This is a genomic window from Bacteroidales bacterium (genome assembly GCA_016709865.1).
Taxonomy (GTDB): domain Bacteria; phylum Bacteroidota; class Bacteroidia; order Bacteroidales; family VadinHA17; genus LD21.
Map to the genome: position 1 here is coordinate 154,287 of JADJLX010000001.1, position 16,207 is coordinate 170,493.

11 protein-coding genes and 1 pseudogene are annotated in these 16,207 nt (G+C 42.7%); all 12 read right to left on the reverse strand.

Annotation, left to right across the window (positions count from 1 at the left end; genetic code table 11):
- Positions 1-41 precede the first annotated feature (41 nt).
- The 12 genes and pseudogenes from IPJ16_00735 to IPJ16_00790 all read right to left on the reverse strand — a co-directional run bounded on the left by IPJ16_00735 (position 42) and on the right by IPJ16_00790 (position 16,181).
- Entirely contained in the window at positions 42-2,456 is a 2,415-nt protein-coding gene (locus IPJ16_00735) for an S-layer family protein (GenBank protein MBK7625726.1), read from the reverse strand.
- Positions 2,457-2,509: 53 nt separating this feature from the next.
- A complete protein-coding gene (locus IPJ16_00740; GenBank protein ID MBK7625727.1) occupies positions 2,510-4,306 on the reverse strand; it encodes a hypothetical protein in 1,797 nt (598 codons plus the stop codon).
- 44 nt (positions 4,307-4,350) lie between these two features.
- Positions 4,351-4,806, reverse strand: coding sequence for a hypothetical protein (locus IPJ16_00745; protein ID MBK7625728.1), 456 nt, complete (start codon positions 4,804-4,806; stop codon positions 4,351-4,353).
- A gap of 71 nt (positions 4,807-4,877) precedes the next feature.
- Positions 4,878-6,929: a hypothetical protein gene (locus IPJ16_00750; GenBank protein ID MBK7625729.1), complete on the reverse strand. Its 2,052-nt coding sequence runs from the start codon at positions 6,927-6,929 to the stop codon at positions 4,878-4,880.
- Positions 6,930-7,000: 71 nt separating this feature from the next.
- Complete coding sequence (locus IPJ16_00755) at positions 7,001-8,896, reverse strand: hypothetical protein (GenBank protein MBK7625730.1); 1,896 nt, start codon at positions 8,894-8,896, stop codon at positions 7,001-7,003.
- A 637-nt stretch (positions 8,897-9,533) separates the two neighbouring features.
- A complete protein-coding gene (gene queA / locus IPJ16_00760) occupies positions 9,534-10,583 on the reverse strand; it encodes a tRNA preQ1(34) S-adenosylmethionine ribosyltransferase-isomerase QueA (protein ID MBK7625731.1) in 1,050 nt (349 codons plus the stop codon).
- Positions 10,584-10,635: 52 nt separating this feature from the next.
- Positions 10,636-11,328: a tRNA pseudouridine(55) synthase TruB gene (gene truB / locus IPJ16_00765; GenBank protein ID MBK7625732.1), complete on the reverse strand. Its 693-nt coding sequence runs from the start codon at positions 11,326-11,328 to the stop codon at positions 10,636-10,638.
- Positions 11,328-11,970, reverse strand: a pseudogene (locus IPJ16_00770) (undecaprenyl-diphosphate phosphatase). The gene truB and the pseudogene IPJ16_00770 overlap by 1 nt, the downstream one beginning before the upstream one ends.
- Before the next feature lie 83 nt (positions 11,971-12,053).
- Positions 12,054-12,302: a DUF3098 domain-containing protein gene (locus tag IPJ16_00775; protein ID MBK7625733.1), complete on the reverse strand. Its 249-nt coding sequence runs from the start codon at positions 12,300-12,302 to the stop codon at positions 12,054-12,056.
- A 6-nt stretch (positions 12,303-12,308) separates the two neighbouring features.
- Positions 12,309-13,187, reverse strand: a complete 879-nt coding sequence (locus IPJ16_00780; GenBank protein MBK7625734.1) for a cell division protein FtsX — start codon at positions 13,185-13,187, stop codon at positions 12,309-12,311.
- 84 nt (positions 13,188-13,271) lie between these two features.
- On the reverse strand, positions 13,272-14,291 hold the full coding sequence (locus IPJ16_00785) for a branched-chain amino acid aminotransferase (protein ID MBK7625735.1): 1,020 nt from the start codon (positions 14,289-14,291) through the stop codon (positions 13,272-13,274).
- A gap of 78 nt (positions 14,292-14,369) precedes the next feature.
- On the reverse strand, positions 14,370-16,181 hold the full coding sequence (locus tag IPJ16_00790; protein ID MBK7625736.1) for a guanylate cyclase: 1,812 nt from the start codon (positions 16,179-16,181) through the stop codon (positions 14,370-14,372).
- Positions 16,182-16,207 lie beyond the last annotated feature (26 nt).

Sequence of the window (16,207 nt, forward strand, 5' to 3'; positions counted from 1 at the left end):
TATTTAAATCTGTTGTGTTATCTACATTCTCTAACCCTAAATTAGTCTTGGCTCCCTAATACTGTCGAGGAACCTGTTCCTCCATTTAATATGGCTACGATTCCTGTAACATTCAATGAAGTACCACTTACATTACCAGTGACATCACCTGTAAGATTTCCAAGTACATTACCCGTAACGTTTCCTGTTAAATCACCCGTTACATCGCCTGTCAAATCTGCAGAGATGGTCCCTGCACTAAAGTTGCCACTTCCATCTCGTAATACTATGGTGTTGATGTTGTTGGAGGAGGTCGCTGTAGTTGCACTGTTGGAGACCTTACCTGCCGTGGATATAGTAGCCAGTTTAGTGTCGGCGATGGCTGCCGTTGCTGATACCTTGCTGTCATCTATCGCACCTGCACTGATTATTGGTGCGGCCGCTGTTGTTCCTGTTCCACCCAAATCTCCTGCCAACTGTACTTTACCTTTAACAAGGGTCGTTGCATCTGGTGTTGCTGTCATAACTGCATCGGTTACAAAAGCTGTAGTTGCAAGTTGTGTAGTATTTGTGCCTGCTACTGCTGTCGGTGCTGTCGGAACTCCTGTAAGTGCCGGTGAGGCAAGTGGTGCCTTTAAATTCAACGCTGTCTGTGTAGCTGTGGAGATAGGCTTATTTAAATCTGTTGTGTTATCTACATTCTCTAACCCTAAATTAGTCTTGGCTCCTAATACTGTCGAGGAACCTGTTCCTCCATTTAATATGGCTACGATTCCTGTAACATTCAATGATGTTCCACTTACATTACCAGTGACATCACCTGTAAGATTTCCAAGTACATTACCCGTAACGTTTCCTGTTAAATCACCCGTTACATCGCCTGTCAAATCTGCAGAGATGGTCCCTGCACTAAAGTTGCCACTTCCATCTCGTAATACTATGGTGTTGATGTTGTTGGAGGAGGTCGCTGTAGTTGCACTGTTGGAGACCTTACCTGCCGTGGATATAGTAGCCAGTTTAGTGTCGGCGATGGCTGCCGTTGCTGATACCTTGCTGTCATCTATCGCACCTGCACTGATTATTGGTGCGGCCGCTGTTGTTCCTGTTCCACCCAAATCTCCTGCCAACTGTACTTTACCTTTAACAAGGGTCGTTGCATCTGGTGTTGCTGTCATAACTGCATCGGTTACAAAAGCTGTAGTTGCAAGTTGTGTAGTATTTGTGCCTGCTACTGCTGTCGGTGCTGTCGGAACTCCTGTAAGTGCCGGTGAGGCAAGTGGTGCCTTTAAATTCAACGCTGTCTGTGTAGCTGTGGAGATAGGCTTATTTAAATCTGTTGTGTTATCTACATTCTCTAACCCTAAATTAGTCTTGGCTCCTAATACTGTCGAGGAACCTGTTCCTCCATTTAATATGGCTACGATTCCTGTAACATTCAATGATGTTCCACTTACATTACCAGTGACATCACCTGTAAGATTTCCAAGTACATTACCCGTAACGTTTCCTGTTAAATCACCCGTTACATCGCCTGTCAAATCTGCGCTGATCGTGCCTGCACTAAAGTTGCCACTTCCATCTCGTAATACTATGGTGTTGATGTTGTTGGAGGAGGTCGCTGTCGTTGCACTGTTGGAGACCTTACCTGCCGTGGATATAGTAGCCAGTTTAGTGTCGACTATGGCTGCCGTTGCTGATACCTTGCTGTCATCTATCGCACCAGCACTGATTATTGGTGCGGCCGCTGTTGTTCCTACTCCACCCAAATCTCCTGCCAACTGTACTTTACCTTTAACCAGGGTCGTTGCATCTGGTGTTGCTGTCATAACTGCATCGGTTACAAAAGCTGTAGTTGCAAGTTGTGTTGTATTTGTGCCTGCTACTGCTGTCGGTGCTGTCGGAACTCCAGTAAGTGCCGGTGAGGCAAGTGGTGCCTTTAAATTCAACGCTGTCTGTGTAGCTGTGGAGATAGGCTTATTTAAATCTGTTGTGTTATCTACATTCTCTAACCCTAAATTAGTCTTGGCTCCTAATACTGTCGAGGAACCTGTTCCTCCATTTAATATGGCTACGATTCCTGTAACATTCAATGAAGTACCACTTACATTACCAGTGACATCACCTGTAAGATTTCCAAGTACATTACCCGTAACGTTTCCTGTTAAATCACCCGTTACATCGCCTGTCAAATCTGCGCTGATCGTGCCTGCACTAAAGTTGCCACTTCCATCTCGTAATACTATGGTGTTGATGTTGTTGGAGGAGGTCGCTGTCGTTGCACTGTTGGAGACCTTACCTGCCGTGGATATAGTAGCCAGTTTAGTGTCGACTATGGCTGCCGTTGCTGATACCTTGCTGTCATCTATCGCACCAGCACTGATTATTGGTGCGGCCGCTGTTGTTCCTACTCCACCCAAATCTCCTGCCAACTGTACTTTACCTTTAACCAGGGTCGTTGCATCTGGTGTTGCTGTCATAACTGCATCGGTTACAAAAGCTGTAGTTGCAAGTTGTGTTGTATTTGTGCCTGCTACTGCTGTCGGTGCTGTCGGAACCCAGTAAGTGCCGGTGAGGCAAGTGGTGCCTTTAAATTCAACGCTGTCTGTGTAGCTGTGGAGATAGGCTTATTTAAATCTGTTGTGTTATCTACATTCTCTAACCCTAAATTAGTCTTGGCTCCTAATACTGTCGAGGAACCTGTTCCTCCATTTAATATGGCTACGATTCCTGTAACATTCAATGAAGTACCACTTACATTACCAGTGACATCACCTGTAAGATTTCCAAGTACATTACCCGTAACGTTTCCTGTTAAATCACCCGTTACATCGCCTGTCAAATCTGCGCTGATCGTGCCTGCACTAAAGTTGCCACTTCCATCTCGTAATACTATGGTGCTAGATGTGTTGAGATTTGTTGCCGCATTGGCCAATAGTTCGGCTGTGTTGATATTCGCCGCGGTAGATCCTCCTACTGAACCTACTGTAGTTGAACCAGTATTTGTTATTGATACATCTCCTGACAAACTAACAACTTGAGGATCATCTCCGGCTTTACCAACAAGAACCTGACCATCTAAAAATGGAGCACCTAGTTCAACTATTTTTCCGCTCTTAGAAATCATTAACCTGTTATTAACCAATGGAGTATTTGAGTTGGTTCCTCCATTTATAATTGGTAAAGCACCGGTAACTTTCGTAGTAAGATTTATAGTTCCATCAGTGATATCTGCATTGACTATCTGTCCCCAGGAAGGATCACCTGTTGCATTGCCATGCAATACTGTATTTATAGATCCCTGGTTTGCAAAAAGTGCCGATGCTAATACTGGTGCAAAATATGCTGGTGCTGCACTGGCATTAGTGTTATTACCGAAAATTGTATACGGATTTGCATTTGTAAGTGAGAACGAAAGTACTGGAGAACCTGTAGGATCAGCAACTGAAGTCGTAAAAACTGGTGGTAAATTACCGGCTGCAAAATTAGTAACAGTTCCACCCAAGCCTGTTGCTGTAAGAGTTGAGTTAGTCATACTAAGTCCGCTTCCCAGCGTTATTTCAGTAACAGCATTAGTCAGACTCGAACTTCCCAGAAGCTTGCTTGTAGTACTTACATTCTGCATCTTAGCATAAGTAACTGCATTGTTTGATATCAGAAGTGATCCAGCATTGTTAATTGTAGCATCACCCCCTAGCAATACCTGTTGTGGAGCGTCACCGCTTTTCCCAACTATAATCTGACCATCAGTCATAAGGGGGGCCTGAACAATTGCACTGCCGTTTGATACCATTATTGATTTACCTGAAAGTGCTGTCCCTGAACTAGTTCCGCCATTGACTACATCAAGTATAGTCTTCCATGTCGGTACTCCCCCTGCTGTACTGGTCTGTAAGAACTGCCCTGCTGCTGTTGACGTCGCTACCGAGGTAAGTGCATCTGCTGCTGTGGTAAACAACACCTGGTTAGCTCCGCCAAAGGTCGTTACCCCGGTGCCCCCGTTAAATACCGGTAAGGTACCTGTTACCTTGCTGGTAAGATCTATCGTCCCATTGGCTATATCTGCATTGACTACCTGACTGTAGGTGGGAGACCCGGATGCGTTGCCGTGAAGTAATGTTGTACTAGTTCCTTTGTCTCCCTGGATTATAGAAGTGCCATCAGAGATAATTATTGACGAACCCGATAGGGCTGCTGATGAGTTTGTTCCTCCATTAGCTATCGGTAGTACATTGGTCACCTTTGTGGTTAGATCTATTGTCCCATTGGTGATATCACTATTTACCAATAATCCTGTGGAGAGAACTCCCCAGAGCACTGTTATGTACAAGTCCTGCTGTCGTGAAGGCAGGAAGAGTAATTGTATTGGCTGAGTTACCGATTGTTACTCCGCCTGTAGATGCCTGTATTAATACTTGTCGGATTATTCGAGCTGTTATTCAATGTTATTGCTCCTCCTGAGATACTTGTTGCGCCTGTTATCGTCGCCCCGGATTGTCCTGTCAATAATCCTGCTGAGGTGATTGTTCCTGTGGTCGTAGTCGAGATATCTCCTGTGGTCGTTACATCATCCCCTGATGTGGTGGGTGACAATACTGTGCCCAGACGCTGCCAGTAACCTATGACTCCTGTTGTTGGGGGGGTCGAGGTAAGCTTGCTGAACCCATCAGTATAAACTCCCGCCAGTGGAGTTAAGCCACTTACTGTCAGTCCTGTGAAGACTGGGGATGAGGTCGTGTTGATATCCTGTGGAAGTGATAAACCGATTGTCCCAGGACCATTACTAACTGTTATCTGGTTAAGGGTTCCTGTTATGACTCCCTTGTTCAATGTATTGCCTGTTGTGTTACCTATCAGTAACTGACCATCGGTATAACTGCTTTGTCCTGTGCCGCCATTGACTACATCAAGTATCGTCTTCCATGTCGGTGCTCCCCTGATGTACTGGTCTGCAGGAACTGCCCCGCTGCTGTTGACGTCGCTACTGCTGATAAGGCATCTGCTGCTGTGGTAAACAACACCTGGTTAGCTCCGCCAAAGGTCGTTACCCCGGTGCCCCCGTTAAATACCGGTAAGGTACCTGTTACCTTGCTGGTAAGATCTATCGTCCCATTGGCTATATCTGCATTGACTACCTGACTGTAGGTGGGAGACCCGGATGCGTTGCCGTGAAGTAATGTTGTACTAGTTCCTTTGTCTCCCTGGATTATAGAAGTGCCATCAGAGATAATTATTGACGAACCCGATAGGGCTGCTGATGAGTTTGTTCCTCCATTAGCTATCGGTAGTACATTGGTCACCTTTGTGGTTAGATCTATTGTCCCATTGGTGATATCACTATTTACCAATAATCCTGTGGAGAGAACTCCCAGAGCACTGTTATGTACAAGTCCTGCTGTCGTGAAGGCAGGAAGAGTAATTGTATTGGCTGAGTTACCGATTGTTACTCCGCCTGTAGATGTGCCTGTATTAATACTTGTCGGATTATTCGAGCTGTTATTCAATGTTATTGCTCCTCCTGAGATACTTGTTGCGCCTGTTATCGTCGCCCCGGATTGTCCTGTCAATAATCCTGCTGAGGTGATTGTTCCTGTGGTCGTAGTCGAGATATCTCCTGTGGTCGTTACATCATCCCCTGATGTGGTGGGTGACAATACTGTGCCCAGACGCTGCCAGTAACCTATGACTCCTGTTGTTGGGGGGGTCGAGGTAAGCTTGCTGAACCCATCAGTATAAACTCCCGCCAGTGGAGTTAAGCCACTTACTGTCAGTCCTGTGAAGACTGGGGATGAGGTCGTGTTGATATCCTGTGGAAGTGATAAACCGATTGTCCCAGGACCATTACTAACTGTTATCTGGTTAAGGGTTCCTGTTATGACTCCCTTGTTCAATGTATTGCCTGTTGTGTTACCTATCAGTAACTGACCATCGGTATAACTGCTTTGTCCTGTGCCGCCATTGACTACATCAAGTATCGTCTTCCATGTCGGTGCTCCCCCTGATGTACTGGTCTGCAGGAACTGCCCCGCTGCTGTTGACGTCGCTACTGCTGATAAGGCATCTGCTGCTGTGGTAAACAACACCTGGTTAGCTCCGCCAAAGGTCGTTACCCCGGTGCCCCCGTTAAATACCGGTAAGGTACCTGTTACCTTGCTGGTAAGATCTATCGTCCCATTGGCTATATCTGCATTGACTACCTGACTGTAGGTGGGAGACCCGGATGCGTTGCCGTGAAGTAATGTTGTACTAGTTCCTTTGTCTCCCTGGATTATAGAAGTGCCATCAGAGATAATTATTGACGAACCCGATAGGGCTGCTGATGAGTTTGTTCCTCCATTAGCTATCGGTAGTACATTGGTCACCTTTGTGGTTAGATCTATTGTCCCATTGGTGATATCACTATTTACCAATAATCCTGTGGAGAGAACTCCCAGAGCACTGTTATGTACAAGTCCTGCTGTCGTGAAGGCAGGAAGAGTAATTGTATTGGCTGAGTTACCGATTGTTACTCCGCCTGTAGATGTGCCTGTATTAATACTTGTCGGATTATTCGAGCTGTTATTCAATGTTATTGCTCCTCCTGAGATACTTGTTGCGCCTGTTATCGTCGCCCCGGATTGTCCTGTCAATAATCCTGCTGAGGTGATTGTTCCTGTGGTCGTAGTCGAGATATCTCCTGTGGTCGTTACATCATCCCCTGATGTGGTGGGTGACAATACTGTGCCCAGACGCTGCCAGTAACCTATGACTCCTGTTGTTGGGGGGGTCGAGGTAAGCTTGCTGAACCCATCAGTATAAACTCCCGCCAGTGGAGTTAAGCCACTTACTGTCAGTCCTGTGAAGACTGGGGATGAGGTCGTGTTGATATCCTGTGGAAGTGATAAACCGATTGTCCCAGGACCATTACTAACTGTTATCTGGTTAAGGGTTCCTGTTATGACTCCCTTGTTCAATGTATTGCCTGTTGTGTTACCTATCAGTAACTGACCATCGGTATAACTGCTTTGTCCTGTGCCGCCATTGACTACATCAAGTATCGTCTTCCATGTCGGTGCTCCCCTGATGTACTGGTCTGCAGGAACTGCCCCGCTGCTGTTGACGTCGCTACTGCTGATAAGGCATCTGCTGCTGTGGTAAACAACACCTGGTTAGCTCCGCCAAAGGTCGTTACCCCGGTGCCCCCGTTAAATACCGGTAAGGTACCTGTTACCTTGCTGGTAAGATCTATCGTCCCATTGGCTATATCTGCATTGACTACCTGACTGTAGGTGGGAGACCCGGATGCGTTGCCGTGAAGTAATGTTGTACTAGTTCCTTTGTCTCCCTGGATTATAGAAGTGCCATCAGAGATAATTATTGACGAACCCGATAGGGCTGCTGATGAGTTTGTTCCTCCATTAGCTATCGGTAGTACATTGGTCACCTTTGTGGTTAGATCTATTGTCCCATTGGTGATATCACTATTTACCAATAATCCTGTGGAGAGAACTCCCAGAGCACTGTTATGTACAAGTCCTGCTGTCGTGAAGGCAGGAAGAGTAATTGTATTGGCTGAGTTACCGATTGTTACTCCGCCTGTAGATGTGCCTGTATTAATACTTGTCGGATTATTCGAGCTGTTATTCAATGTTATTGCTCCTCCTGAGATACTTGTTGCGCCTGTTATCGTCGCCCCGGATTGTCCTGTCAGTAAGCCTGCTGAGGTGATTGTCCCTGTTGTCGTAGTAGAGATATCGCCTGTGGTGGTTACATCATCCCCTGCATTGGATGGAGTTAAAATCCCTAACAGATCATTGCGGCTCCAGTATCCTATTGTCCCTGAACTCGGTGGCGTCGATGTCAGAACCTTGTTGATATCTGTATAGACTCCCGAAAGGGCTGCAAGACCGGTCAGCTTGGTACTCACAAATTCAGGTGTTGCTCCCGTGTGTATATCCTGTGGCGTGGTTAAGGTTATGCTCCCACTGCCGTTGGTGACTATTACCTGATTAGCCGTTCCTGTCAATGGATTCCTGGTAAGGGTACCTGAGGAGTTGCCTATCAGCAACTGACCATTGGTGTAAGTGTTATCGTATCCTGTTCCACCATTCAGTACAGGCAGAGTACCTGTTACTTTACTTGTCAGGTTTATGGTACCGTTTGTTATGTCGTCGTTAACAATCTGGCCGAATGCCGGTGCTGTTCCTGTTCCTCGTAAAACTGTATTTGCTGCACCAACTCCTATTGTCACAGGCGCCCCACCTATTCCTCCTCCAATAACCACACCATTGGCTGTCAACAATGGTGAGGAAGCCATTGTTGTTGTACTGCTGAAATATGGAATACCACCCGAAATGCCGGACTGTAACCCAGTTCCACCATTTGGAACTGTAAGAGCATTAGTTAAATTTAATCCTGAAAACAGAGGTGTTGAAGTAGTCGTAATATCCTGAATTGTATTAAGTCCTATGTTCCCCGCTGAATGTGTAACTGTAATATTTATTGATCCATTTAAATTTTTATACTCATTTTCATTTCCTGCACCATTCATTCCAAGAAGTTGATTTGGACCACCTAGATTAGCTGATCCCCTGACAATCTTCCAGCCTGAATCGAAATACCAGAACGATTTGGTATCGGTATCATACACCAAAAGACCCTGAGCTGCTGTGCTGCCTAAAGCGACACGCTGCGCGGTTGTCAGCCTGGGAGCAAGAAATCCGCGAAGTGTGGATCTCAGTTCCAGGATGGATGACGCATGAGGATCAGGTATAGCACTCTCGCTTATCCCTACTCCCTGCGAGTATGATTTCTCTCCGGTAAATACCGATATGAGAATCATAATAAACAATACGATTCCTGAAGGGGCGATAAACTTCCGCTTCCCTGTCTGCCATCTTCTTCTGAATATACCTGAAGATGTGTTTCGTGTCGTTTTCATATTGTACCTCCTATGTTGCTGAATATCTTAAATATCTTAATATCTTATTGTCTTGCGGTCCTGCGGTATTGCAGTCTTGTAGTCTTATTGTTTTATAAATTCTTTTTCTTTTGTCTTTTAACTTTTATCCTTTGTCTTTTCTTGCTCCGCGCCCTGTGCCCCGCGCACTTTGCTTTTCACTTCGGTCTTCATTTATGACAAAAACACCACTGCCCGACCTCTTCTCTTTTTTTTTAAAGATCGACCAATGCTTATTATATTTTAATGCCCGCTATCAAATATTAAAACGGACAGTTTCAAAATACTCTATCAAGACAACTTAAAACTTATCAAGGTTGCACTGTTGCAACTCTTTAATAACTTTTAAAGATAAAAATTATTTCAAAATTTCACGCTTCTTTTTGACCAATGGGAAAAAAACATTGATAGAGGTCTTGCGGTCTAATGTCATGCAGTCTTGCAGTCGACTAATTGGAGGGGTTAAGGTATTTGATAAGGTTACTGTTCCCAGTAAAAAAACAATTTAGATTTCTTACCGGATAATAATAGATAAATTAACAGATATCCTAAATCTGCAATATAATTCAATCGGAAAATTATTTTCTTCTCAAGACCGCAAGACCGCAAGACCGCAAGACTAAATAATCAGCATCGCATCCCCGTAAGTTCCAAACCGATACTTCTCCTTAACCGCCGTCTTATATGCATCGAAGAGCAGATCATAACCTGCAAATGCAGAAACCATCATAAGAAGGGTTGAATATGGAAGGTGAAAATTACTTATCATCATATCAGGTACCTTAAAGTCATAAGGAGGAAAGATAAACTTGTTTGTCCAGCCATCATAAGGTTTCAGATACCCTGCTGTAGAAACGGAGCTCTCCAGGGTCCTGACTACAGTAGTTCCGACTGCACAGATCTTGTATTTATTATCTTTTGCCTTATTCACAATGTCAACACATTCGTCAGTTATCAGTATCCGCTCTGAATCTACTTTATGTTTTGTTAAATCCTCAACATCAACGCTTCTGAAGTTCCCCAGACCAACATGTAATGTTATCTCAGCAAACTCGGTTCCGATAATCTCAAGCTTTTTAAGAAGCTCACGACTGAAATGCAGTCCGGCTGTAGGTGCTGCAACAGCTCCTTCATGCTTTGCAAAAATTGTCTGATACCTTTCACTGTCTTCAGGCTCAACCTTGCGGTTTATAAACTTTGGCAGGGGAGTCTCGCCCAGACTGTAAAGGGTCTCCTTGAACTCCTCATATGTTCCGTCGAACAAAAACCTTAATGTTCTTCCTCTCGATGTTGTGTTATCAATAACTTCTGCAACAAGAAGGTCATCTTCACCAAAATAGAGTTTATTCCCAATCCTGATCTTGCGGGCAGGATCAACAAGTACATCCCATAAACGCTGCTCGCGGTTCAATTCCCTGAGCAGGAAAACTTCAATCTCAGCACCTGTCTTTTCCTTATTACCATACAACCTGGCCGGAAATACTTTTGTATTATTAAAAACAAGTACGTCATTTTCGTGAAAATAATCAATTATGTCCTTAAAGACCTTATGCTGTAACTCCCCTGTCTTTTTGTTTACAACCAGTAACCTCGATTCGTCCCTGTTTGGAGTTGGGTAAAGAGCAATAAGTTCCTGAGGCAGATTATACCTGAATTGTGATAATTTCATAAATAAAATATATAGTCATTGTGATTTACAGAATCCCTTATACGTAATAAAGTCATTTTTGTTGCATTTGTTCAATATAAATGCGAAATTTTTCCAGATCAAATGCATTACTTACTTTAAATGAGCCTATTGCAGTTCGCTCTAAGGCCGACAAATATGCTCCGCTTTTAAGTGCTTCTCCGAAATCTCTTGCAAAAGACCTTACATATGTCCCCTTGCTGCATACCATTCTGATCCTTGTCTCCGGCATTCCAAACGACAACAGTTCAATCTCACGGAAAAATACGGTTACAGGAGTAAGCTCTTTGTCTATTCCCTGCCTGGCAAATTCATAAGCTCTTTTCCCATCGATCAGTTTCGCACTATACATTGGAGGCAACTGTTTTTGCTCGCCTAAAAATCCATTCAGAACTTCCCTGACAAGCTCCTCTGTAATATGATTTGTCGGGTATTGCTTATCGGTGGCAGTTTCCAGATCGAATGAAGGTGTGGTCTCTCCCAAATGAATTGTTGCAACATATTCTTTGTCCAAATCACGGAATTCGTCTATCTTCTTTGTTGCCCTTCCTGTGCAGATTATCATCAATCCGCTTGCCAGAGGATCAAGGGTTCCGGCATGACCAACTTTGATTTTCTTTATACCCAGACTGCTCCTTATCATATTCCTGACCTTGTTAACAAGATCAAAAGATGTCCAGTATAACGGCTTGTTAAATAATAATACCTCTCCTTCCTGAAAATTCATCATGCTATATTTAAATCAATGCCTGCAGCCAGAAGTATTAATATTATTGCGCCGACGATTATCCTGTAGTAACCGAAAACTTTAAATCCATGCTTTGTAAGAAAAGTTATAAACCCTTTTATTGCCAATATAGCTACCAGAAAGGCTACAAGATTTCCGATTAATAATACATTGATATGCTCGGGTTGTATCGATTTATACGATTTTATCATCTCGTATGCCGATGCCGCAAACATTGTTGGCACGGCCAGAAAAAAGGAAAATTCTGTTGCATTTTTTCGATTTAATTTTTGTGTCAATCCTCCTATAATTGTTGCAGCAGACCGTGAAACACCCGGAATCATAGCTATTACCTGAAAAAAACCGATTACTAGTGCTTTTTTGGAGGTTATCCTTTGATTTTCAGAAGGATTATTAAACCACGAATCAATAAAGAGCAGAAACACTCCTCCTAGAACAAGTGAAACAGCTACGACCAGAACACTCTCTAACATCTGATCAATATATCCGCTAAAGAGGAAACCAAGAAATGCAGCTTCCAAGTAGTTTTTGGGTAATAATCATGTGGCCGGTTGAAGAAACAGGTAGAAACTCAGTTATCCCTTCAACGATGGCTATAATAATAGCTTGAAATATGTCCATAATTCAGAAATTCTTTGATCCGATACCTATATCAATAAAGCTGATTCTGTATCGAAATGAGAGTTTTATTTGAAAACTGGTTATTATTCTTTGGGCTTTTTCATGATGGCCCAAATCTCAAATATAAACCCGGCCAGAACAACTATTGGAGCAAGGGTAATTCTCCTGAAGCTGAAAATATCATTAGAGAATTCGTTGGGATTTTCAGACTTTCCGCCAAGCATAAGCAGGAAGCCTATTACAATTATTCCGAATCCGATAGCCAGCAGTTTGTAGTTCTCTCTGCCAAGAGCAAAATTCAGTTTCTCCTTATTTTCGTTCTTTGTGCCCATGATAAATCAATAATAAAGTTTGTCTTCAGAAATACTCAGATACCTGTTAACGGAAAAATATGTTGAAATGATATTTATAAGTACACCTAAAATAATTAATGCCGCACTAAGTAAAATCAAAAGATTTGTACTCTCAAATGAAAACATCATAAAAAATTCCTTTTCTATAAGATAAAGCAGACCCATAAGAAGTATCATGGCCAACAGGGCAGCAAGAAGTCCCTGAAATGCACTCTGAAGCAGGAAGGGTCGTCGGATGAAGCCTCTTGTTGCGCCAACCAGTTGCATGGTTCTGATAATAAACCTGCGGGAATATATCGAAAGTCTGATTGTATTATTTATAATTGTCATAGCTATCAGAAACAGAAAAGTACTGATTACTAGCAGGAACAGACTGATCTTTTTAACATTTTCATTAATGAGAAAAAGCAAAGACTCCTGATAATATACCTCCTTCACAAAAGGATATTCGAAAACATACTTTTCAATTTTCGCAACACTGTCGGGACTTGTGAACCCTGCATATAAATAGACGTCAATCGAAGGAGGAAGCGGATTATCTCCAAGGAAATTAATAAAATCTTCACCCAGCTCTTCTTTCATTTTCAGGGCTGCCTCATCTTTCGAAACATACTCAGTTGACTTCACATATGGCTTGGCATCAAGGTCTTTCTGCAGCATTCTTATATCAGCCTCTTTAGCACCATCGTCAAGCATAACTGAGAATGAAAGGCTTTCGCGGAAATAGTCGGAAAGCTCCCTTGCATTTATCAGTACCAGACCTAAAACCCCAAGTAGGAAAAGAACCAGAGAGACACTTATTACAAGTGTCACATATGAGCCCCTGAGCTTAGTTTTTGAATATCCGGTCTCTCTACTTTTCATCAATCAAAAAAAATTTAACCACGGAGTACGCGGAGTGCCACGGAGTTTAAATCACCCCTTCTCCTTTTCTCCCCCTCTCCCCTTCTAATCTAACACAGTCATCCAGCCAAACGTATCCGGCTCATCTCCACTCTGAATGTCAATCAGTTTATTATAAAGTTTCATGGATTGTTCCCCCGGCTTACCATCTTTGCAATACTCATACACCTTATTGTTTTCCGGGTCAAAGATCTTTGCAATTGGACTTATCACTGCCGCTGTACCACAGGCTCCTGCTTCGGCAAAGGTTGAAAGTTCTTCAACCGGGATTGGCCTTCTCTCGGTTTTCATTCCAAGACTTTTTGCTATCTCAATCAGACTCATATTCGTAATTGAATTGAGAATAGATTCGGATTTAGGTGTTACGTATGTATTATCCCTAATTCCGAAGAAATTTGCTGGTCCGCACTCGTCAATATATTTTTTCTCTTTCGCATCGAGGAAAATAGTATTTGCATATCCGCCATCGCGGGCTGCAATTATTGCTCTCATGCTAGCCGCATAGTTACCTCCTACTTTGTAAATTCCTGTACCAAGCGGAGCAGCTCTGTCTACATCTCTGCATATCAGCATATTAACAGGTTTAACACCGCCTTTGAAATATGGTCCGACAGGAGTAACAAAAACAATGAAAGTATATTCTGTTGCCGGTTTGACACCTACCTCAGCACCGCTGCCATACAACAGAGGACGTATATATAGGGTAGCACCGGATCCGTATGGAGGCACATATTTTTTATTAAGTTCTATAACTTTGAAAATGGCTTCCCTGAATAGCTCAAAGGGAAATGCAGCCATCTTGACTCCATCAGCTGAACTGATCATTCGCTTCGCATTCTCCTCCCATCGGAAAAGTCTTACCTTCCCGTCTTTACCCATATAAGCTTTCAGCCCCTCAAAAGCTTCCTGCCCGTAATGAAGTCCGGTTGCCGCTATGTGAATATCAATATATTCTGAAGAGGATACTTCCAGTTTTCCCCATTTCCCATCCTTATAAACGCATCGTATATTAAAATCTGTTTTGATATATCCAAATGGCAGATTTTTCCAATCCAGAGTTTCCATAAATAAGACTTATAAAATCAATCGCAAAAGTACATTTTTAAAAGATATTTTTCCGGTTTTCGCCCGGAAATCGGTTTATTATGTATTTGTCTCCAATCCGGCCAGCTGATCTTCAACAGAAACTCCTCTTAATAGTCTTGCGGTTTTTGTATGAAATTCATGATCGGATAAGAATTTTTTCTGGAGCCTGACCCATGTAAAGCTGTCAGTATGTTTGCCATATTCTGTTCTTTCCCTCAATAGTCGTTCAGTAAGTTTAACATAGTCAACTCTTCCCAGATAATCATAACGGGCATCATGTAAGATTCTGTCCGATAGTGAATCATACTGATCATTATATGAGTTCTTTATAAGCTTACAAGTCAGATCCACATTGTCCCGACTGAATCCATATCCGGGGAGGATCTCCTCTACAAGCCGTAAAGATGCCTCCATAGGCTTTTCATAATCAGATATATAACCTGTAAGAAGAAATACAGAAGCAAGTTTCAGGTTAATAAATTCCTCCTCTGGAAGGTTCTCTGCGGTCGACAGGAGTTCAACGTTATTGCTGATGTTCTTTAGCATTGATGAGTTATGAAAATAGAGATTGGGAGGAGCCTCATCGTCGAACATTTTTGTAATCATTTCTTCAATATCCTGAAGCTTGATCATCTGCATCTTAACGATAAATTTTCTGTTGGGGCCACCATTTTCATCCGACAATTCCGGCACGATACCATTTACAAAATACATCTCCAGTTCTCCTTTATATTTCACTGGCATCTTACCCCTGAATTCGCAGTTAAAGAACTCCTTAACAAATTCATAGGTCGTTCCGGATATATTTATTTTTCCGGCTTCACCAGATGATTCCATCCTGCTTGCAGTGTTCACAGTATCTCCCCAGATATCGTACGAAAGTTTCTTCTGTCCTACTACTCCGGCAACAACTGTCCCGGTATGGATTCCAATTCTGATATCCCAGAATTTCATTCCCTCAAGTTCTGAGCTCTCCTTTAGCCTGGTCATGTATTGCTTCATCTCAAGTGCGGCCAGAATTACTTCAACGGGATTGGTCCTGTTCTTTTCAGGAATTCCTCCTGCACACATATATGCATCACCAATCGTCTTTATCTTTTCAATGCCATATTTCTCTACTACAGAATCGAAATAGAAGAAGAACTTGTCGAGTTCATCAATTAGTACTTCAGGGTTCATCTCTTCCGCTATCTTGGTAAAACCCTGAATATCGGAGAAGAGAACGGTAACAAAATTATATTTGATTTTTGTTGCTTTCCCTTTCTCCATAATCTCGCTTGCAGTATTTTTAGGGAGAACATTTGCAAGTAGATTTTCTGTTTTCTCTTTTTCTATAATAAGATCCTCAGTTCTGTTGTTAATTATCTTCTCAAGCATATATTGCTTTCGTGCGAATCTGAGGTCAAGCTGTTCGTAAATTGCCCAGGTAATAAGAAGGAAAAAAATAAAATAAAATACCAGAGCTGGTGCAGAGAGGTACCATCGTGGAAGAATTATAACCAGGAGCGGAGGTAACTCAACAATTTTATCTCCCGGCTCTTTATATCTGACCATAAGAGTGTAATGACCAGCAGGTATATTGGTATACTCTTTATAATTACTCTTCCTGAAAGGACTCCAGTCAGAATCAAATCCTTTCAGCAAAAACTGAATCTCTATTATACTGTCTCCGGGTAATTCAAATGTTATGTTATTATCATTCCGTCTGAGTTCAATCTTTTGATTTAAAAACTGTTTCCTCAGTTCTGAAGATTGCGGAATCACCAGTACCGTGTCTGCCGGTAAATAGTCATTATAAGCAATTACTTCCGGAATAGCCAGAACAGGAAGAAGCCCAATAAGAATAATTCTCCTGAGGAACTTAAGCATAAACAATTATCTTGCTTTTTATTAAT

Coding starts and splice junctions, on each gene's coding strand:
- IPJ16_00735 (MBK7625726.1), bottom strand. CDS start 2,456: ATGACAGCAACACCAGATGCAACGACCCTGGTTAAAGGTAAAGTACAG.
- IPJ16_00775 (MBK7625733.1), bottom strand. CDS start 12,302: ATGGGCACAAAGAACGAAAATAAGGAGAAACTGAATTTTGCTCTTGGC.
- IPJ16_00785 (MBK7625735.1), bottom strand. CDS start 14,291: ATGGAAACTCTGGATTGGAAAAATCTGCCATTTGGATATATCAAAACA.
- truB (MBK7625732.1), bottom strand. CDS start 11,328: ATGAATTTTCAGGAAGGAGAGGTATTATTATTTAACAAGCCGTTATAC.
- queA (MBK7625731.1), bottom strand. CDS start 10,583: ATGAAATTATCACAATTCAGGTATAATCTGCCTCAGGAACTTATTGCT.
- IPJ16_00780 (MBK7625734.1), bottom strand. CDS start 13,187: ATGAAAAGTAGAGAGACCGGATATTCAAAAACTAAGCTCAGGGGCTCA.
- IPJ16_00755 (MBK7625730.1), bottom strand. CDS start 8,896: ATGAAAACGACACGAAACACATCTTCAGGTATATTCAGAAGAAGATGG.
- IPJ16_00790 (MBK7625736.1), bottom strand. CDS start 16,181: ATGCTTAAGTTCCTCAGGAGAATTATTCTTATTGGGCTTCTTCCTGTT.